Below are 20,752 nucleotides of genomic sequence, written 5' to 3'. Positions count from 1 at the left end.
TCTCTCCTTATATCCTTATAAATTTTTAGTAAAGTCTATCCTTAAATCACTATTTTTAAGTAATTTTTCTATTTTCTCAAATTCTTTATAAGAAATTAAAAATACTCCATATGTATCTGAATCTAAATCAAAACTTGCTAGTAAAATATTTTTACTTTTAAATTCTTCATCAAAAATTTCGCTCCAAGTAGTTATATCATCATCTTCATCAAACTCTATATTATCCAAACTATAATCATTAGAGATATTTTTTAATAAATTTTCAATCATTTTAAAATCTTCTAATTCACATTTCCAATCTAAATAATATAAATATCCATTTTTTTCTAAGATTTGGGATAATATATAAAATTTTACAAATTTTATCTCACTATTAGACATATTATCTATGTCTTTTTCCATATATATAAATTCTTTATTTTCTATTAAATATTTTCTTATATTATCAAAGCTATATTTTAATTGATTTATAACTTCATTATCTCCATTTGCTATAATATTTCCTAATTCTATTAAAAGTCCATTATCAATCTTTTCATTTATACTATAATCTACTTTTTTCTCTTTAGGTTTTACAAGATAAGTTTTTTTTATCATATCATTTTCTAATATAAAGAAATATATTTTATCATTATCATAATCAGCATAACTAGAACATTTAATTTTTTTGTTTGAGCTTAGAAAATTACTCATTCTAATCTCTTCTAAAGATATTTTTTCATCTAATAAAATATCTTTTAAATCTTCATTTTCTATCTCTTTATTATAAAAATCACTAGCACTTATATTATCTATAATTTGAAATATAATAAAAGTTTCTATATCATTTGTAATTTTTGCCCAAGAATATAAATCATCATTGGTTGTCATATAAATTGGGGGATTTTCCAAATCTAAATCCTCTTTTTTTATTCCAGCATTCCATACACCTTGATTTTCACACCAAAATATAAGAAAATTATCTATTTTTTCTAAATCTTTCTTTATTTCTTCCTCTGAATACTCATCTTCTTTTAAGTCTTCCCTTAACCAATTATGAGAAAATTCTATGTCTTCTAATTTAAAAAGTTCACTAAAAGAGGTATTTATATCTAAATCTCCACATTCATGATAATATTCCCTTAAAATTTTAGGTAAATATACTCCTAATCTTTTTTCTGTTTCCTCTATTTCTTCCCAACTTATCTCATATTTACTTTTATCAACAAAATGTTCTCTAAAATACTCTATTTCTATTTTACTAGGATTTTTATAAAAAGAATATATATCCTCTTCTTTTACTCTTTTTATTTTTCCTCTGTATAAAAATTTTACTGTTTCTTCTGCTGATAGATTGTATTTTTTCATAATTTACCTCATTTATTCAGACATAATAAGTAATTCAAGAATTTCGCTATATCCTTTTTCACTAGCATAATATTCTGGAGTTTTTCCATTATTATCTGAAATCTTAGTGTTAGCTCCATGATTTATAAGTTCTAATACATTATCTTTCTTACCCCATTGAACTGCTATTATAAGGGGAGTTTCTCCACTTTTATTTCTAACATTTACATTTCCACCATTTTCTAATAAAACTTTACAAATATTTTGATTATCCTTTTTAACACTAAAATGAAGTGGGGTTTCTCCATTATTATTAGCTAAATTTACATCTGCTTTATTTTCAAGTAATAACTCCACTATATATTGATTTTCATTTTTTACAGCTAAAATAAGTGGGGTTTCTCCACTATCATTTATATTATTTATTGTAGAGGAAGAAGATTTAAGAAGAGTTCTCACTACTTCACTTTGGTTATTATAACAAGCTTGATGTAAAGGGGTGTTTCCAAAATTATCTTTTTCCCCTGTTGACAAAAAATTTACAAGTTCTTTTAATCCGTTGGTAGTGGCATAATCTATTGGTAAATGTCCATCATTATCTTTTAAAGTTGTATCAGCTCCAAGCTCTATACATTTAAAGGCAGCCTCACTTTTATTTTGCATAATAGCATAAATTATAGGTGTTCTTCCTTTAAAATCTGTGGCATTTATATCTCCACCACTTTTTACCAATATATCTAAAATCTCTTTATTTCCTTTCATAGCCCCTTGATGAAGAGGGGTTATACTGTTATTATCTCCTAAATTTATATCTGCTCCTGCTTCTATTAAAAGTTTAACTATCTCTCTATCTCCTTCACCACAGCTATAAAAAAGAGCCGTTCTTCCCATATCATCTCTTTCATTTACATCTATTTTTTTAGAGTTTAGAAATACTTTTATAACAGATTTTTGTCTATTTTTACAAGCTATTATAAACGAATTTGCTCCCATAAGTCTAACCTCCTATATTTAAAAGATATTGTGCTAATTTTTCTTTTTTCATTTTTAAAGCTATATCCAAAGCAGTTTCACCATTATTATTTGTAATAGAAGTATCTACATCATAATTTTCTAAAACTTCTAAAGCTTCTACCCCCTCTTCTTCTCTCCAAATATTAGGAAGTAACATAAGAGGAGTTTCACCATCTATATTTTTACTATTTGGATTAGCTCCACTTTCCATTAAAAGTTCTGTCATATCTCCTATTTTATCTCCACCATTTTTAAATAATTTGTGAAGTGGTGTATTTCCATTTTTATCTCCTATGTTTACATCTACTCCTCTATCTATTAATTTTTCAAAAATAATAAATTCTGCTTTTTCTTCCCCTACCCAATTAAATCTATGTGATATACTACATATTAAATTAATTGGTGTGTTGTATTCATCATCAACATAACCATTTAAAAATTTTTCATCTCTAAGATAATATTTTGTTATCTCTTGAAAATTCTCTTTTGTTTTTTCTCCTTTGATATTTATACCTGTAATTATCATGGTTTTTACAAAATAATAAAAACTACTTAATCCAGTTTCACCATTTCTTTCACAAACATTAGCTCCATTTTCTATAAGAAGTTTTACAATATTTTTTTGTAAATGTTTAGAAGCTATAGCAAGGGGAGAGAGTTTTTTTAACTCTCCCATATTTCCCTCATAAATTTCATTTAAGTCACTTTTTCTTGATATATATTCTTTTACTATATCTTCATATCCAAACCAACAGGCTTCATGTAAACCAATTCCAAAAGTTTTATCATCTTCACTTACACCTTTTAATAGTGCACATGCTCTTTTATTTTTAGATTCAAAAGCTAAGTCATAAGCTAATTTATCTATCGCTGTTTTTGTTTCAACATCTATTCCAGAATTTAAAATTGCTTTTATAGTTCTTAAATATGGTTCTTCTTGTTTTCTATATTCTTCTTCTCTTTTTAAATAAAAATCTATTCTATGTAGAGAATTACAAACTATATGTAGTACATTCCAGCCATTAGATAAAATAACTTTATCATATTTTATTCCTAGCTCATTCATTATTTCAAAAATTATATATTTTTGAAAATCAGCACATTTGTGATAAAACATCTCTCCTGATTCATCTCTTTTATTTATATTTCCACCATTTTCTACAAGAATTTTCATTATTTTTTTTATATCCTCATATTTTTCTTCTGGATTTTTTATATCATTTAACATAAAAAATGGTGTTTTTCCATATTTATTAGTCTTAAAAAGCCTTGTTTTTCCTTGAAGTTTACCCATCATAAAAAAGTATTCAAAAATCTCACTATCTGCAAACTTTGTTGTAATATGAAAAACTGTATTTCCATAAGGATCTTCATCATCTACCTGATATTTTTCATACTCTTTTTTTCTTTCTTCAAAGGATAAATTTTTTCTATAAAGTTCTTCTAAAGAATATACATCAATTTCCATTATAACACCTCTTTAATCCAAGGATTTCTCAACCACTCTCCATCATCCTCATCATCTGTTTCAGTTAAAAGTCCCTCTAAAGCTTCTACTGTTTCATAATAACGATTATATGTTTCTGATGGGTCTTTTCTATAAGTCCAGAATAATCCACCTACAATATAAGATATTCCAAACTCTTTCCAAGAATTAAATGTACCTATCATAACTCCTGCTATTTTATCTAAAATTTCCCAAGCTTCCTCTTCGTTAATATAATTCATAAAATATGCCCAACGAACTATTGCACTAGCTCTTCCATAGTCCCAACCAAGCATAATATTTTCTGGTAATTTATCTTTAAAGTATTTTGCAAATTCAAATCCATTTTTTACAATTTCAACTTCTTCTTCATCCATATCTTCTGTTATTAACTCATCAATAGTATTAGCATTTACATAACTTAAATATTCATCTGTATGTCCTTCATTTAATAGCCAACCTATTGTATCATATACATCTTCTTTACTTTCTATTCCCCAAAATTCTGTAAGAATATAATTTATCTTTTCATTAAAGAAATCATCATGTTCTTCTACATCTAAAGTATCGTTTTCATGACCATTTATATAAGATAAAATTCCAGAAAGTAAAATTTCAAATTTTTCTATATATTCATCTCCATTTTTTACTTTTATTTTATTTCCATCAGGTAATGAATTATACATATTTTCAATTAAACTTCCAACACCCTCTAAAGATACATCTTCCTCTTCTCCATTTTCCAATCCATTCCACATATTCATTTGACTTTCATAATAATTTTGCATATCTTCTGGAGTCATTTTTGTAAAATCTTCTATTCCTGTCATTGCTTGAAATTGTTTCATTTGCTCTGATATCATATCTTGAAGTCCTGTATTTCCTGAGGAAAACATTTCATTCATAGCTTTTGTTATAGCTTCAGATTGAGATACTATTGCATCATTTCCTCTTTGAAGAGCTTCTTCTTTAGCTTCTTGAGTTTTTTGTAATATAGTTGCCATATCAACACCAGGAACTACATTTTGAATAGCTTCTATATCTATTTCTTTTTCTAAATTAGATAAAGAATTTTCAAAAGCTTGTTTCATTAAATCTCCCATATTTTCAAAATTTTCTCCATAAACATCTTTCATATGTTCCTTCATTAATTTTTCCATTTCTTCTTGAGCTTTTTTCATTTCATTTGACATATAAATTCCTCCTGTTTAAAAATTTTTAAAGTAATTATAAAGACAAATTAATCCCAATCCTATTATCACAGAAATAAATATTACTATTGTAAATTTTAAATTATATTTAAGTTGTTTTAAGATAAATATTGTAGAACCTATTATCATATAAACAACAATTACAACACATATAAAGGCAACTATATCAAAATTTTTCATTTTTATCACTCATTTTTAATTAAGTTTGTTGATGAAAAGCTGTTACAATTTTACAATCTGGGCAAATTTCTATATACAAAGTTCCCTCTGCTGAATCCATTATAGTGTCCCAATGAATTTGAGCAAGGTATTTCATTTTCTTTCCACACTCTGGACACTCTCTGTATTCCCAATCTTGTACCCAACTAGCAAATCCTCCTAATGTACTTACATCATCTCCAAAAGCACCATAAAATAGAGGTTTTTCTTTAGCTGAAACAACAAATTTATTATTTACCATTTCATCTATTATATTTTCACTAAAATAATTCTCTTCTTCTCCCTCATAATCTAAAACTTCACTTGTTCCATCAAGATTAAATTTAGTAGATATTCCCTCAGATAATGTTACACAGTTAGGACAACAACTTACTGTAATTATTCCATCTAATCCTAAAAATGAAAATCTTTCATCTTTTCCATCTATAACTAAAATATCTAACATCTCTCCACCACAATGAGGACATTTTTCTCCTCTTTTTCTAGCTATAAAAGTTCCATTTTCATCTTTTTTCTCTCCTATATCAAAAGAGAAACATCTATCATAGTTAAGCTTTATATAGTTATTTTTACTATCAAAAGTCCAACCACCCTCTTCAGCGTATATATCTGAATCTACATACAATTTTTTTCGCCAAGGTCTAGGATTTATCTTTAACTCATATAGTGTATTTTGAGATTTTTTATCTCCTATCATAGCTAAGCATTGTAAAAGTCTTCCACCATCATCAGCAGATTTTGTACTCATAATTTTTTCTATTAGTATATCTCTAACCTTTTCATCAGCTTTATAATATAATTCACTTGGATAATAAATTTCTCTTTCACAAGCTGCTTTAGAAATCTCTTTTATATCTATTCCTCTAGTCATTAAATCTTGAAATATATCACATTCATCTGTTTGATAAAACTCATCTTCTGTTGAAGTTTTTAATCTTTCTATTACTTGGTTTATTTTTTTCTGTATCTCATCTTCTGTCCAACTATTAACTTCCTCTCTATGTTTTCTTTTTCTACATCTCCAACAAAGTCCTTCAAATCCTAAAGGTGTCCCACATTCTGGGCATTTATATTTTAAACTCATAACTACCTCCTATAGACTAAAATCTCTTAATTATTTCTTAAAAAATCTATAATTTTTCTTATAGTTGAAATTTCTTTTTTAAAAAAGTTTCATTTAGAAGATGATTTGTTTCATATTTACCATTATAGAAAACTGCCCAATTATTAAAAATACATGGAAGATTTTTAGCTTTCTCTAAAGTATCTACAATTTTTAAACTTAATAATATATTATTTCTATTACAATATTCTGTTATTTCTTTAATACAGTTAAGAATATATGGACATTGTAAAGTATAATATATTATTAATTCTCTGCTATCTATTTTCATCTCCTTTACCTTTTCAGAAAAATAAGGTTTTTCTCCATTAAAAGATAATGCTAATAATTCATATTCATCTTTTATTACATCTACAGTTTTAAATCCATATTTAAGTAAAAATTTTTTATCCATTAAAAATGGTTTCTTCTTTTTTGAACTAAGAATACAAACACCAGATTTTCTTTTTTTTCTTGCATCATTAATACAGTATTCAATCAAAGATTTTGCATATCCTTTACCTTTGAAAGAACCTGATACCCAAAGACAATAAATATATAAATAATTATTTCCATAAATAGGTACCCATGCAGTTTCTAGAGGAGCATATTCAATAAAAACTTTTCCTTTTTCATTAAGTTTACGAAATACATGCCCTTCAATAATTCTTTCTTTTAGCCAATTTTTTTTTGCAACTACTCCCATCTGATGTTTTTTATCTGAAATTGCACAACATAAATGTTCACTCTCTATATTTTCAATTGTTAAGTTTATAAACTGTTTATCCATACTTTTCCTCCAGAATTTTTACATTCATAGTTGCTTAGTATTCTCTAAATCTTATTTTTTTATATATTTACCTCTTTATAGATTATTTTTTTATCCATGAAAATAAACAAGCTAACATTATTATTGCCCCAAATAAACCTGTAAAAAATCTAAATCCACCTTCTCCAAAGATTTCATAAACAGTTCTCATAAATCTTTTTGAGCCTGTAGGGTCACAAATCCAACTCCATTTAAAAATAGCTCCGAAGAAAAATATTCCTCCCATAACTATTCCAAAAAGATAGGGATATTTCTTTATATAAGGTTCTATTGTTTCCATAAATTTTACATATAAATCGCTAATAGGATTATTCATATTTTTCTCCTTTCTCAGATTTATCTAATAAAAAAATGCTCATGACAAAATTATCCTTTGTTTACAAAAAATAATTTTCATAAGCATCACCTCTCTTTCAAGTTAAAAAATATTTATCTTTATGTTTAAAATTGTATCATTTTTTTTTTTTTTTTTGACAAGATGTTTTATTTTTGTTTTATTTTTAGAAAATAAATTATAATATATCCTAAACTAATAATAAATAATATAATCAAACTATATAAAATATATTCTATATTATGAATATGAAGATATCCATAAAAACCTTTATAATAAGTTCCATCCCAATCAGTTATTGTAACTGGATGAATAAATGAATCAACATAAAAATACATTATTCCTATAAAACTAAAAACTAATAAAAATAAAAAAGCTTTAATTGTTTTAGGTATTATCTTTTTATCTTCTACTCTTTCTACTATTTCACAAAAATTTTCTTCATAATTTTCTATCTCATCTTTTAATAAATAGTCTATTGTTACATTAAAATAGTAACTAAGCTTTATTATCTTTTCTATCTCAGGAAAAGATTTATTAGCTTCCCATTTTGTAATTGTTTGTCTAGAAACATTTAATTTTTCTCCCAACTCCTCTTGAGTTATTCCTTTTCTTTTTCGTTGAATTTGTATTTTATTTCCAAAGTTCATAGATACCTCCTTTCTCCATTTTAGTTATAACTTATTTTTTTGCAAAATGCAACCAACTATATACATACTTTTTAGCAACTTTAAATTTACATTTTATTATTTTTACCTTTTATTTTTTTATTATTTATTTCAATTTTATTTCATTGTTCCATTTATTTTAATTATACCACATAATTTAAAAAATCAGATGTTAGATTTTATTGTACTAAAAAATTTTTTTAATTTTTGTATTAATTTTATTTTTATAGAATTTCCTCTAATAAAAAAAGAGATACTGTATAATTTTACAATATCTCTTTATAAAAGTTTTTTAGGAAATTTTATTATTTTTTATATTTTGTATAAAATTCTTCTATTAATTTATCTGTATCTAGATTATTAGCTTCTATATCTTTAAAGTATCTATATGTTCCAACTTTTAACTCTAATGTTGCATCTTCATCAGAAACTATTATTCCATTTCTATGTAATTGAAGAGCTGATATTGTCCACATATGATTTACTCCCTCTTCTACTGCATAGTGTAAAGCTCTAGCTTTTGAAGCTCCATTTACAAGTATTAATACTTCTTTAGCATCCATAACAGTTCCTACTCCAACAGTTAAAGATACTTTTGGTACTTTTGTTAAATCTCCACCGAAGAATCTAGAGTTTGCTATTATAGTATCTCTAGTTAATTCTTTACTTCTTGTTCTTGAAGATAGAGAAGAACCTGGTTCATTGAAAGCAATATGTCCATCTGGTCCAATTCCTCCAACAAATAAATCTATTCCTCCATAAGAAGCTATTTTTTCTTCATATCTTCTACACTCTTCAATTTCTTCTTCTTCATTTTTAACCATTCCATTTAACATATTTACATTTTCAGGTTTAATATTTACATGGTCAAATAAATTATCATGCATATATCTCCAATAACTTTGAGGATTATCTTTATCTAGTCCAACATATTCGTCCATATTAAATGTTACTACATTTTCAAAAGATAAAATTCCATCTTTATAGAATTGAACTAATCTTTTGTACATTCCAACTGGTGTTCCTCCTGTAGGTAGACCTAAAACAAAAGGTTTTTCTGGTGTAGGATTAGCCTCTATTATTCTTTTTGCTACATGTACAGCAGCCCAGTCTCCAATATTTTTTTCTGTGATTATTAATCTCATTATTATCCTCCTATCTAAATTTTGTTTATATTAAATTTTAAATTTACTAACTATTTTAATGGCATCTCCAATATATTTTTCTGCCAATTTTTTGTCACCAGAAATTAATGATACATATATTATATCTATTATTGTAAGTTGTGAAATTCTAGAGTATAAAGATGTTGACCTAAAATTATTTTTTTCTATAACAGTATTAATTTGAATATCTGCCAATTTTTTTATAGGGTTATCACTTTTTTGAGTAACTGAAATTATTTTTATTTTTCTTTGTTTTGCTAACTCTACAAGATGATACATTTCCAATGTTCTACCACTTTGAGATATAACAAATAAAATATCATTTTCTTCTAAAGTAGAAATAATAGTTAATTGAGTATGATAATCTTTTTCACAAATTGAATTCATTCCCAACTCCAAAAGTTTATAATGTAAGTCTTTTGCTACTACTCCTGAATATCCAGCTCCTACAATCATTATTTTTCTAGCTTTTTTCATAGATAAAATTGTTTCTTGAATAGTTGCTATATCTATCATTGAATAAGTATCTTCTATTATGCTTGTATTAATTTTTATAACATTTTTTATTACATCTTGAATTTCTCCATTTTCAGAAAAATCTTCATATGTAAAAGTTACTTTTTCTTTTGCCTCTCTTCTTCCAAGTTCCTTACTAAAATCTACTTTTAATTCTGGAAATCCAGAATAACCTAATTTTTTTGCAAATCTTACTACAGAGGCTTGACTTGTATTACATTTTTCTGCTATCTCATAAGTATTCATATACATTATTTTATCTGTATTTTCAACAATAAATTTGTAAATATCTTTTTCTTTAGATGTAAATTTATCTTTTACTGAGTTTATTCTAAATATTATACTCATTTTTGCCTCCTATTTTTTTGCTTTGGAATGTATCTCTACTTTTTAATTTTTTTTCTATCTCATTAAGAATTCCTCTTTTATTTGAACTCCATTTTGGTTCAAATAAATCTTCTTTTTTAGCATCTCCTGTAAGTCTATGTACAACTATATTTGAATCCAACCTCTCCAATAATTCTATAACTATATCTGTATACTCATTTTGAGTATAAATTTTAAAAGGATATTTTTCATAATATTTCAATAGTTTACTATTTTTTAAAATATATAATAAATGAATTTTTATTCCCCAAGATTTAACAGAATTTATAATTTCAATAGTTTTATATAAATCTTCTTTTGTTTCATTAGGTAATCCAACTATCATATGAGTAACAAATTTTATATTTTTTTCTCTTAAATTTTTTGTAGCTTCTAAATAACAGTCTAGTTTGTAACCTCTATTAATAATCTTAGCTATTTCATCATTAGCAGTTTGAAGTCCTAATTCTACCCAAAGAAATGTTTTTTTATTAATTTCATTCAAAAGTTCTATAATTTTCAAAGAAAGACAATCAGGTCTTGTAGCTATAGCTATCCCTATCACTTTTGGATGCTCTAAAGCTTCATAATATTTTTTTCTTAAATTTTCAACACTATCATAGGTATTGGTAAAATTTTGAAAATAAGCAATTACTTTTTCATCTTTTATTTTATTTTTCATAAAATCTAATTGCTCGTCTATTTGTTCTCTTATACTTTTACATCTACTTCCAGTAAATTCTCCACTTCCAGAATCACTGCAAAATAAACATCCTTCTCTTGAAATTTTACCGTCTCTATTTGGACAAGTAAAACCACCATCTAAAGAAACTTTATATATTTTTTCTCTGAAGTTATTTTTAAAAAAATTATTAAGTTTATAAAATCTATTATTATTCATTTTTGTTATTTTTTTCCTCTAATTTAGATTTTCTATAATTTTCGGCTTCCATTTTTGAAAAAATACATCCACAATAATCTTGTCTATATAAATTATATTTATGAGAGATTTTAATTCCTTCTTGGTATCTTCCTTTCTTTTTAAAATCCCCATACAAAAAGTTTATAGAATATTTTTTTCCTAAATCTTCTCCAATTTCATTTATCCAATTTGCTTTTTTTAGAGGACTGATTGATAATACTGTTGTAAAATAATCAAAATCATTTTCAGATGCAAATTTTGCTGTTTCTCCCATTCTAAGAGAATAACATTTATAACATCTTTCTCCACCCTCTTTACAATTTTCAAAGCCTTTTACTTTAGCAAAAAAATCTTCTACAACATTATATCTTCCTTCTATTACTTTAATATTCTCACCTATATCACAAATATATTTTTTCATCTCTTCAAGTCTTAAGATATATTCATCTTTCTCTGTTATATTAGGATTATAAAAAAATATTGAGATATCAAAATAATTTTTTAAAGTTTCTATTACCATCGTACTACAAGGAGCACAACAAGCATGAAGTAAAAGTTTTGGTTTTTTTTCAGAATTTTCTATATTCTTTAATTGTTCTGTCATTTTCAATTCATAGTTTATTTTTACCATTTTCTTCCTCTTATTTATATTGTAATATATTATCTTTTTAATAGCAAGTATTATTTTTACAAAAAAAATATTTTTTTGAATTTTTAAATCATATTTTCTACTTATCTATATTAAAAAATTTATAATATATTATACTTTATTTTATATAAAAATTTAAAATTCTTTTTTATTATTTTTAATATTTAAAATCAAAATAATTAAAAATATTATTAATAATAATTTTTTATAAAATGATAAAAGGACTGATTCCTATAAATTATAGAAATCAATCCTTAATTTAAATCTATTCCCCAAAATTTATTATTAAATTATTATACATAATCAAAATTATCTTGAGATTCTAACCAACTTTTACTTCCAATATGTAAAACAAATAATAATACTGCTGATATTATATATCCTAAAACAAATTGAGATGAAGGATAAAATCCTAAAGAAGCACTATGAACAAATCCAAATAGAGATAACACAGCAGCCACTAACATTGTTATTGCTGCTTTATCTAATTTTCTATCTATTATAAAAGCTGTCATAGCTCCAGCTAAAATTCCAACAATAATTGCTCCAGCTTTTACTTCTGGAATTCCTCTCCACATAACACCAGCATTCATTATCATAGTAGTCACTTCTGGATTATATCCATTTACTCCAGAAGCTGTAACTTCTGTCCAAATATTAGCAAGTCCTATAGAACCTGTTATTTGAGTAAATAGGAAATCAGCTACTGGTGGAACCATTGATACTGTAATAGCAGCAAAATATTTTCCTTCACATACTCTAAATGCTTGTGAAACCATTATAACAGCACACCATAAATAAGTTATTCCACATATAGCCGGTGGAACTAACTCACTAAAGAAAGTAAATAGTCCAAATACTCCAGCCACAAAAAAGATTAATCCTGATACTAACGAAAATCCTATTCCAGCATCAGCTTTTTTAAGTCCAGCATGACCTAACCAAACTGTATTAGGTACAACCCCTCCAAATAAAGCTGAAACCATAGTACAAATTCCATCAGCAAATTGAGCTTCTCTTACACTATAATTATCTCCAGCTGCATTAGCTGCCTCAACATTATCCATTGTTTCAACAAAATTATAAATCTCAATAGGAATTATAATTGTTAAATATGGAGCAACTATAGTAAATCCATTTATTAAATTTTGAATAGTATTTACTGGGTTAGGAAAATAAAATCCAACTCCTGTAAAATCTATTTGAGTTCTTCCTAAACAAAAAGCATAAACTACTCCACCAACAACAGCCACTACTAAAGGTGGAAGTTTTTTAGGAAATAAATATCCACCAAATAATCCTACCATAGCAACTATAAAAATTGGAAATCCTACAACAGGGTCACTAAATATATCAAATAATCCTTGAGTAGCCATCCAAATAAACCCTATTCCAGCAACTGTTCCTAAAAGAGCAGCACGAGGAATATTATTTTTCATCCAAGGACCTATAAATCCACCTGAAAATTCAACAATTCCACCTATAAAACAGGCTGCCACAGCTGCTGACCATGTAAGTTGAGGGTCACCTAAAGCATAATGAAGTGGCATTATGACACCATATAAAATAACAAACATTGCTGGAGTTGATACTCCTGATGGAAGAGCTGTTACATCATTTCTTCCCTCTTTTTTAGCTAATTTCATAGCCATATAAACATAATAAATACAACTTAAAGCTAATCCTATTGACATTCCAGGGATAACTTCTCCATAAACTATTTCATTTGGCCATCCCAAAACTCCTGATAAAGTAGCAATTACTATAAGATAGTTTATAATATTATTTGTAACAACATATGTAAGAGCTCCTATATCTCCTTTTTTAAACCATGGTATTTTGCAATTATCTATCATTATTTTTTATTTCTCCTTATGAAAATCTAAATTTATTCTGCCTCTAAACTAATAAAATCAAATTTTAAAACATCAAAAAGTCCTCTATCAGTTATTTTTATTTCTGGGATAACTATTAAAGACATAAAACATAAAGTCATTACAGGTTCAACATTTCCATGAATTCCTAATTCTTCATAAGCTTTTTCATGAAGTGAAGTAAGTTTTTTATCTACCCATTCTCCTGGTTGGTCACTCATAAGACCAGCTATTGGCATAGGCATACTTTCTATTACTTCATTACCTTTTACTAAAATAACTCCTCCCTCTTGTTCTATTAACTTTTCAACAGCAAGAGTCATCTCTTCATTACTTGTTCCTACAACAATTATATTATGAGAATCATGGGCTACTGATAAAGCTACAGCTCCTTTTTTAATTCCATATCCTCTTAAAAATCCTACTGCTACATTTCCTGTATTTTTATGTCTTTCTATTACAGCAACTTTTACTATATCTTTTTCTTCTTCAAATACAAAATCATTATTTTCATCAAGAGTAATTTCAGCTATACTTTTCTTTGTAACAACCCCTCCTGGTAAAATATCAATTATATGTACTTTATTTGATTTTAAATTAAGTTTTAATTTTTCAATAGAGAAATCTTTAACATGCATACTTCCTCTAACAGAGCTAGTATCATATTTTTTAGTTTCTAAAAGATATTTTCCATCTCTTGCAACTTCTTTTCCTTCTATAAAAACATTTGTAACTTTGAAATCTTTTAAATCTTCTAATAATACTATATCAGCACGAAGACCTGGAGCAATAGCTCCTCTATCATTTAATCTAAAACATTCAGCAGCATTTATTGTGGCCATTTGAATAGCTGTTATTGGGTCAATTCCCTCTTCTACACAAATTTGTAAATGATTATCTAAATGTCCTAATTCTAATATTGTTTTTGGTTGTCTATCATCAGAACATAATAAACATCTTCTACTATTTTCTTTAGTAACACCTTTTAATAAATTTCTTAAATCATGACAAGCTGAACCTTGTCTTAGTAAAACATAAATTCCTCTTGAAATTCTATCCTCTAAATCTTCAACTGTTGCACACTCATGGTCTGTTCTTACTCCAACAGAAGCATAAGCATTTAGATTATTTCCAAAAAGACTTGGGCTATGTCCATCTATTAATTTATTAGATTCTTTAGCTACCATAACTTTATCTAAAATATCACTATCAGCTGCCACTACTCCTGGGAAATTCATAAGTTCTCCAAGTCCTAAAACATTGTCTCTTAAGATTGGTTCTTTCATTTCCTTAGCATTTATAATAGCTCCAGCATTTTCAAATGGAGTACATGGAACACAAGATGGAATCATATATTTTATATCTAACACTGTATTTTTAGCAGCTTCCATCATATAATCTAAACCATTTATTCCACAAACATTTACTATTTCATGTGGGTCAGCTATTATACAAGTTCCTCCATGAGGCACTAAAAGTCTTCCAATCTCTTCTGGAGAAACATAAGATGATTCTATATGAATATGACTATCTATAAAACCAGGTGTAGCATATTTTCCACACCCATCTATAGTTTCTTTTCCTTGATAACTTCCTACTCCAGCAATTAATCCCTCTACAACAGCTATATCTCCTTCAATAATTTTTGAAGAATATACATCTACAACTCTACAATTTTTTATAACTAAATCGGCTGGTACTCTTCCAGCAGCAACATCAACAAGTTTCTTTAAAATTTCTTTAGTCATTTTATCCTCCTAAAAAATATTATAAATTATTATAAATTTTCTTCTAGTATAGGGTTAAATGTTTTTAGTGCTATACAATCTACAGGTCCAACATCTGTAATTGCATAATCAGGAATTGCTGTGATTGGTAAGAAGAACATATACATTAATGGCTCTGGTAAATCACATCCTAATTCATTAGCTGCTTTAGATAAAAGTTTTTCAATTCTTGCTATTTCTTCTGGTTCATCATCACTACAAATTCCACCAACAGGTAATGGTAAAAATTCTATAACTTTTCCATCACATACTACAACTTGTCCTCCACCATTTTCAATTAAATGATTTACGGCCACAGCCATATCCTCTGGATTTGCTCCTAATACAACTATATTATTATCATCTGGAGCTGCTGAAGAAGCCATAGCTCCTTTTTTCAATTTCCATCCAGAACAGAATCCTAAAGATTTATTTCCATTTCTTCCAAATCTCTCTATAACTGATACCATTAAAACATCATTTTCTACATCTGGTTGAACAAAATGATTTTCTACATTAAGAATAGCATCTCTTCTTTTTCTTACAAAAGGTCCAATGACATTCATAGATAAAACTTTAACTTTTCCATCTTTTTGAGCAACTTTAAATTTAAAGTCTTCTCCTGTTACTTTGTCACATTTTAATTTACTTGTTAATACTGAACTTCTTTTTGGTGCTTTTAATTCATATGTAAGTTTTTTATTTTTAGCCACGATTTTTCCATTAGTAATAACTGTATCTACTTTAAAGTTTTCTAAATTATCTACTAATAATATATCAGCAATTTTTCCAGGAGTTACAGAACCTATTAAGTGGTCTATTCTATAAGCTTCAGCACTATTTATAGTAGCCATTTGAATAGCTGTCATAGGGTCTATTCCTTGTTCTATTGTAAGTCTTACTACATTATCTAAATGTCCTTTTTCTAATACATCACTTGCTGTAACGTCATCAGTACAGAAACTTACTCTTCTAGCAAAAGCTGGATTAACTTCTGTTACAGCTCTCATATTTTCTTTTAAGAAATGAGTAACAGAAGATTCTCTTATAAGCATATGCATTCCATTTCTCATTTTTTCTACTACTTCTTCATGGTCATAACTTTCATGGTCTAAACGAACTCCACCACACAAGTAACCGTTTAATTCTTTTCCTCTAGCCATTGGTGCACAACCAAATACTGGTAAACGATTTTTATTTGCTTCTACAATAGCTCCTAAAGTATTTTCATCTTCCTCTTGAATAAATTCTCTAACTGTTTCCCAAACACCAAAACATTGACTCCATTTTTGAACTTCTTCATGAGTTTCTTTTGTGAAATTACATGCTATTGTTGATTGGGGAATTGTATATGGAGTTTGATGTGGAGCTCCCCAAAATACTTTTAATGGACTTTTTTCAATTTCATCAAAAATTTCTTTTAATCCTTCTAATCCTGCAACAGAAATATATTCATCTAATCCAGATATCATACTAGTAGTTCCACAAGGTACTACTGCTTTAGCATAACTTGTGATACTTAATTTACTACACTCACTATGGATATGTCCATCAATAAGTCCAGGAGTTATATATTTTCCTGTAGCGTCTACTATTTCAGTATCTTTTCCAATATAATCTTCTACATTTCCTATGGCAACTATTGTATCTTTGTAAACAGCCACATCAGCTTTATAAATCTCACTTGACATAACATTTACAAGAGTTCCATTTTTAATTACCATTGTTGCTGGGATTAATCCTCTACCAGCTCTTACTAATTCTTTTAAACTTTCTACTGTTACTTGTTTCATTTTTCCTCCATTTTTATTTAAAAATAATATTAAAAATAAAAAAACACCATACGGCATATGCAAATCAGGTTTCCCGTCCTGCGTCTAGTGTTTCAAATGGAATTTTTATTTAGTTGTTTAAAATTATGTGAGCATTTTATCATATTGTTTTTTATTAGTCAATATGTTTTTTAAATTTTTTTTATAAATAAAAAATGAATTTTAAATTAAAATCTATTATAGACTTTTTAATAAGTTTTATTCTATGTTATTTTTCATCTCTAACATATAAAATTATTAAATAAAAAATTAGGTAGAAAAATCTTCTACCTATATTTTCTTATTTTTTAATTATTTAGTTTTCTATATTTTTTAGAAGTGTTTCATTTAATATTTCTACTTTAAATGGTTTATTTTCTAAATCAAAATATATACTAATACTTCTTTTATTATTATCTATAGTATATTCTGTTGAAATTCCAAATTCTGGGTGATTTCTATAATTTGTTGGAATATGTTCCCAACCATCATTTAAAGAATAATCTTTTATTAAAATATCTGGTGTTAAATCTCTTAATTCTCTATTATTCAATTTTATACTATTAATCACTTTATTATAAAAAACTAAAATAGAATTAACTACTCCTTCTTCAATTTTTTGATATTTCTCATCATCTTCAGAAATATTCTGATTTGTTATAGTTACTTCTAAAAATATTCCATCTTTTTCTAAAAGTCTAATGATTTTTCCACCTTTAATAATACTTTTTTTATCTTCTGATAATGACCAATCTTTTCTTACTTCATAATAATCTTCCCCAACTAATGGATTTAAAAAATATGGTGTTTTATCACTTATTTTCCAACCATCTTTAATAAGTTTCTCTAAAGTAATTGGAACAGGAAAATATTTGTTATTAATAGTTAATCCAAAATCAATATCTTTTTCCATTTTATTTTCTCCCTCCATATCTTTCCCATATAAATTCAAAGAAATAATTAGTAATAAATAGCCTACAAATATTAAGACTTTTTTCATCAATATCCCCTCCAAAATTATTTTAAGAGTAGTTTTTTATAGAAATAGTTATATCAAAAAATTTAGCCTCCTTTCCTTCTCCTTTATAAAAATCATCTATTATAGGATAAACTAATTCTTCAAGATACTTTCTAATTTCCTTTTCATTATTTTCTCTAAATTTTTTATATTCTTCAAAAAATAATTTATGTTCCCCACTTTTATTTTCTCTTAACTGAACCCACAAGTAATTATTATTTTCAATAGGAATATTAACTCCATATACTCCATTTTTATAATTTCTTTTATAAGGAATTTCATCCTTATCATTTATTTTTAATTTTTCTTCAGATATTTCTATTTTTTCAAAACTCATAAGGTCTATATAGACAAGATTAGAAATTATTAAAGTTTCAACCATAGAATTAAAAGCATTCCCTATTGTTTCTCCTAAAAGTTCTACCTCATCATTTCCCTCTTCTAATTTTCTGCTTCTTGTTTATCATTTTGAGATTCTGATATTATATTTCCCTTATCATCAACTTCCTTTATAGTTATTTCTTCCTCATTCTCTGTGATATTACTTCCCTCAAAAGCATCAACAACAGTTTCACTTACAAATACCTTATCATCATTCTCATTATAAATTGTTCCATCTCTATTAAATCTTTGTTCCTCTATAATTTTCCCACCTTTTATTTTAGCTTTTAATTGAGGAGTTCCATCTTTATAATAAACTTCATAAATTCCTTCTTGAATATTATTTTTAAATTCACTTCTTGTCCAGACTTTTCCATTATCATAATAATCTTCTTTTAATCCATTCATTTCTCCATCTTTATAATTTACTATTGATTGTAAATTACCTTTTTCCAAATAAAATTTCCACTCTCCATTTTCTAAACTTTTTTTATAATTTCCAACAAGCCTTAAATTTCCATTTTCATAATACTCTTTAATTTCTCCATTCATCTCTCCATTTGTATAAAATACTTCTCCTTGTAAAGCTCCACTAGGATAATAAGCCTTATATTTTCCATCAAGTACTCCATTTTTAAAGTTTGCTACTATCCTTAATTTTCCTGTAGCACTATAATATTGTTCTGTAAGACCATCTCTTTCTCCATTTTTAAAATTAGCATTATCAACTAAGATTCCATCTTTTGTATACATTTGAAAAAGTCCATTTTGTTTTCCTTCTTTCCAATGACCTATCTCTTTTATTTTATTTTTATAATATATTACATTTAATCCATCTAATTCTCCATCTTTATAAGAGTAGATATTTAAGTAAGAATCACTTCCACTTTTAATTCTGCCACTAAATACTTTACCCTCTTCATCACACCATTTAAAATTGATACTCTGAAGTTTAGACTCATCTTCAGCAGGTAAATATCTATAAAAAGAATATTTATTTTGATAAATATATGTTCCAACTGCTATTCCTAATATAGTTATTACACTTAAAACTATTTTTATTTTCATTATTTACCTCCATAAAAATCAATATTTATATTATTACTTGCTTTTTCATCAGCTTTAAAAAACTTTTCTTCACTAAAATTAAAAAAGTTAGCTATTATATTTCCTGGAAACATTTTAATATTTTCATTATATTTTGTTACTGTATCATTATAAATCCATCTTTTGTATTTCTATTATTATTCTTAAATTATCTATTGTATATAATTGATATATCTTTATCAAAATATATTAACCCTTTTTCTATCTTTCTAAAATTTTAATTTAATAAGTTTTAAAATAAAAGATACCATTAAAAACATAATTCCTATCCCTATCCAAATATATTCTCTTCCTTTATTAACCCCATCTTCTGCTATCCAATATTCTTTAGGGTTATTTTTATTCACTAATAATTTATATTCTTTTCCAATTTCATATTCTATATAATTAACTTCTTTTAATTTTTTCATAAATTTTTTAGCTACTTTTGGCATTTCATCAATATTCATATTTTTTAATTTTTCTATTTTTTCTTCACTTTTGTAAACTCCCCTATATTCTTCCTCATAAATTACTCCATCCACTATATATCTAAATACAGGAAAATATCTATTTACAGATGGAGAATAACTATAATCAATAAGAGTTCCATTTACATAAAAATTTCTATCTGTAGCTTTTTTATATTGAAAAAGGTTAAAAGTTCCTACAATTATAAGTATTATTCCTACTATTTTTAACATAAATATCCCTCTCTTTTCTCAAAAATTTTAATAAAAAAATGCTCATGACAAAATTATCTTTTAATTTCTAAAAAATAATTTCTCATAAGCATCACCTCATTTTATTAAGTAAGTAACAATAAAAGAAAATAAATATAACACTCCATTAACATTATACCATATTTTTCACTAAATATTATTTTTTTATTTATAATAATTATATTAAGTTTTTCAATAAGAAAAATATCTTTTAAATATTTAATTTTGACTTTTTAATATAGGTATATTATAATATCTATATACATATATATTTTTATCTATAATT

The 20,752-nt window shown here is 26.0% G+C and carries 21 protein-coding genes; all 21 read right to left on the bottom strand.

Annotation, left to right across the window (positions count from 1 at the left end):
* Nucleotides 1–15: 15 nt before the first annotated feature.
* Complete coding sequence (locus HF862_RS00865; protein WP_170186033.1) at nt 16–1,347, bottom strand: DUF6630 family protein; 1,332 nt, start codon at nt 1,345–1,347, stop codon at nt 16–18.
* A 12-nt stretch (nt 1,348–1,359) separates the two neighbouring features.
* On the bottom strand, nt 1,360–2,319 hold the full coding sequence (locus HF862_RS00860) for an ankyrin repeat domain-containing protein (RefSeq protein ID WP_170186032.1): 960 nt from the start codon (nt 2,317–2,319) through the stop codon (nt 1,360–1,362).
* Nucleotides 2,320–2,323: 4 nt separating this feature from the next.
* Entirely contained in the window at nt 2,324–3,808 is a 1,485-nt protein-coding gene (locus HF862_RS00855) for an ankyrin repeat domain-containing protein (RefSeq protein ID WP_170186031.1), read from the bottom strand.
* Complete coding sequence (locus HF862_RS00850; protein WP_170186030.1) at nt 3,808–5,019, bottom strand: DUF1266 domain-containing protein; 1,212 nt, start codon at nt 5,017–5,019, stop codon at nt 3,808–3,810. The genes HF862_RS00855 and HF862_RS00850 overlap by 1 nt, the downstream gene beginning before the upstream one ends.
* Nucleotides 5,020–5,034: 15 nt before the next feature.
* Entirely contained in the window at nt 5,035–5,217 is a 183-nt protein-coding gene (locus HF862_RS00845) for a hypothetical protein (protein ID WP_027129107.1), read from the bottom strand.
* A 19-nt stretch (nt 5,218–5,236) separates the two neighbouring features.
* A complete protein-coding gene (locus tag HF862_RS00840) occupies nt 5,237–6,340 on the bottom strand; it encodes a hypothetical protein (protein ID WP_170186029.1) in 1,104 nt (367 codons plus the stop codon).
* Nucleotides 6,341–6,398: 58 nt separating this feature from the next.
* A complete protein-coding gene (locus HF862_RS00835; protein WP_170186028.1) occupies nt 6,399–7,148 on the bottom strand; it encodes a GNAT family N-acetyltransferase in 750 nt (249 codons plus the stop codon).
* Nucleotides 7,149–7,230: 82 nt separating this feature from the next.
* Nucleotides 7,231–7,503, bottom strand: coding sequence for an immunity 17 family protein (locus tag HF862_RS00830; RefSeq protein ID WP_170186027.1), 273 nt, complete (start codon nt 7,501–7,503; stop codon nt 7,231–7,233).
* Nucleotides 7,504–7,670: 167 nt separating this feature from the next.
* Nucleotides 7,671–8,171: a helix-turn-helix domain-containing protein gene (locus HF862_RS00825; RefSeq protein WP_170186026.1), complete on the bottom strand. Its 501-nt coding sequence runs from the start codon at nt 8,169–8,171 to the stop codon at nt 7,671–7,673.
* A 323-nt stretch (nt 8,172–8,494) separates the two neighbouring features.
* On the bottom strand, nt 8,495–9,334 hold the full coding sequence (gene nagB, locus HF862_RS00820; RefSeq protein WP_170186025.1) for a glucosamine-6-phosphate deaminase: 840 nt from the start codon (nt 9,332–9,334) through the stop codon (nt 8,495–8,497).
* Nucleotides 9,335–9,364: 30 nt separating this feature from the next.
* Entirely contained in the window at nt 9,365–10,219 is an 855-nt protein-coding gene (locus tag HF862_RS00815; RefSeq protein ID WP_170186024.1) for a MurR/RpiR family transcriptional regulator, read from the bottom strand.
* Entirely contained in the window at nt 10,203–11,138 is a 936-nt protein-coding gene (locus tag HF862_RS00810; protein WP_170186023.1) for a TIGR01212 family radical SAM protein, read from the bottom strand. The genes HF862_RS00815 and HF862_RS00810 overlap by 17 nt, the downstream gene beginning before the upstream one ends.
* Entirely contained in the window at nt 11,131–11,790 is a 660-nt protein-coding gene (locus tag HF862_RS00805) for an epoxyqueuosine reductase QueH (protein ID WP_170186022.1), read from the bottom strand. Before HF862_RS00805 ends, HF862_RS00810 begins: the two co-directional genes overlap by 8 nt.
* Nucleotides 11,791–12,101: 311 nt before the next feature.
* On the bottom strand, nt 12,102–13,664 hold the full coding sequence (locus tag HF862_RS00800; RefSeq protein WP_170186021.1) for a xanthine/uracil/vitamin C permease: 1,563 nt from the start codon (nt 13,662–13,664) through the stop codon (nt 12,102–12,104).
* Between the two features lie 32 nt (nt 13,665–13,696).
* Entirely contained in the window at nt 13,697–15,430 is a 1,734-nt protein-coding gene (ade, locus tag HF862_RS00795; RefSeq protein WP_170186020.1) for an adenine deaminase, read from the bottom strand.
* Between the two features lie 29 nt (nt 15,431–15,459).
* On the bottom strand, nt 15,460–17,241 hold the full coding sequence (locus tag HF862_RS00790; protein ID WP_170186019.1) for an adenine deaminase: 1,782 nt from the start codon (nt 17,239–17,241) through the stop codon (nt 15,460–15,462).
* Nucleotides 17,242–17,575: 334 nt separating this feature from the next.
* Entirely contained in the window at nt 17,576–18,259 is a 684-nt protein-coding gene (locus tag HF862_RS00785) for a hypothetical protein (protein ID WP_240934732.1), read from the bottom strand.
* Between the two features lie 22 nt (nt 18,260–18,281).
* Nucleotides 18,282–18,659 (bottom strand): hypothetical protein, encoded by a 378-nt coding sequence (locus HF862_RS00780; RefSeq protein WP_170186017.1) that lies wholly within the window; start codon nt 18,657–18,659, stop codon nt 18,282–18,284.
* Nucleotides 18,660–18,718: 59 nt separating this feature from the next.
* Nucleotides 18,719–19,726, bottom strand: coding sequence for a toxin-antitoxin system YwqK family antitoxin (locus tag HF862_RS00775; protein ID WP_170186016.1), 1,008 nt, complete (start codon nt 19,724–19,726; stop codon nt 18,719–18,721).
* Nucleotides 19,726–19,881, bottom strand: coding sequence for a LemA family protein (locus tag HF862_RS00770; protein ID WP_170186224.1), 156 nt, complete (start codon nt 19,879–19,881; stop codon nt 19,726–19,728). Before HF862_RS00770 ends, HF862_RS00775 begins: the two co-directional genes overlap by 1 nt.
* A gap of 93 nt (nt 19,882–19,974) precedes the next feature.
* Nucleotides 19,975–20,448, bottom strand: a complete 474-nt coding sequence (locus HF862_RS00765) for a hypothetical protein (RefSeq protein WP_170186015.1) — start codon at nt 20,446–20,448, stop codon at nt 19,975–19,977.
* Nucleotides 20,449–20,752 lie beyond the last annotated feature (304 nt).

It is taken from the genome of Fusobacterium sp. FSA-380-WT-3A (assembly GCF_012843705.1).
Taxonomy (GTDB): Bacteria; Fusobacteriota; Fusobacteriia; order Fusobacteriales; family Fusobacteriaceae; genus Fusobacterium_B.
Note: the sequence above shows the minus strand (reverse complement) of the source record. Positions and strands in the feature narration are given on the sequence as shown.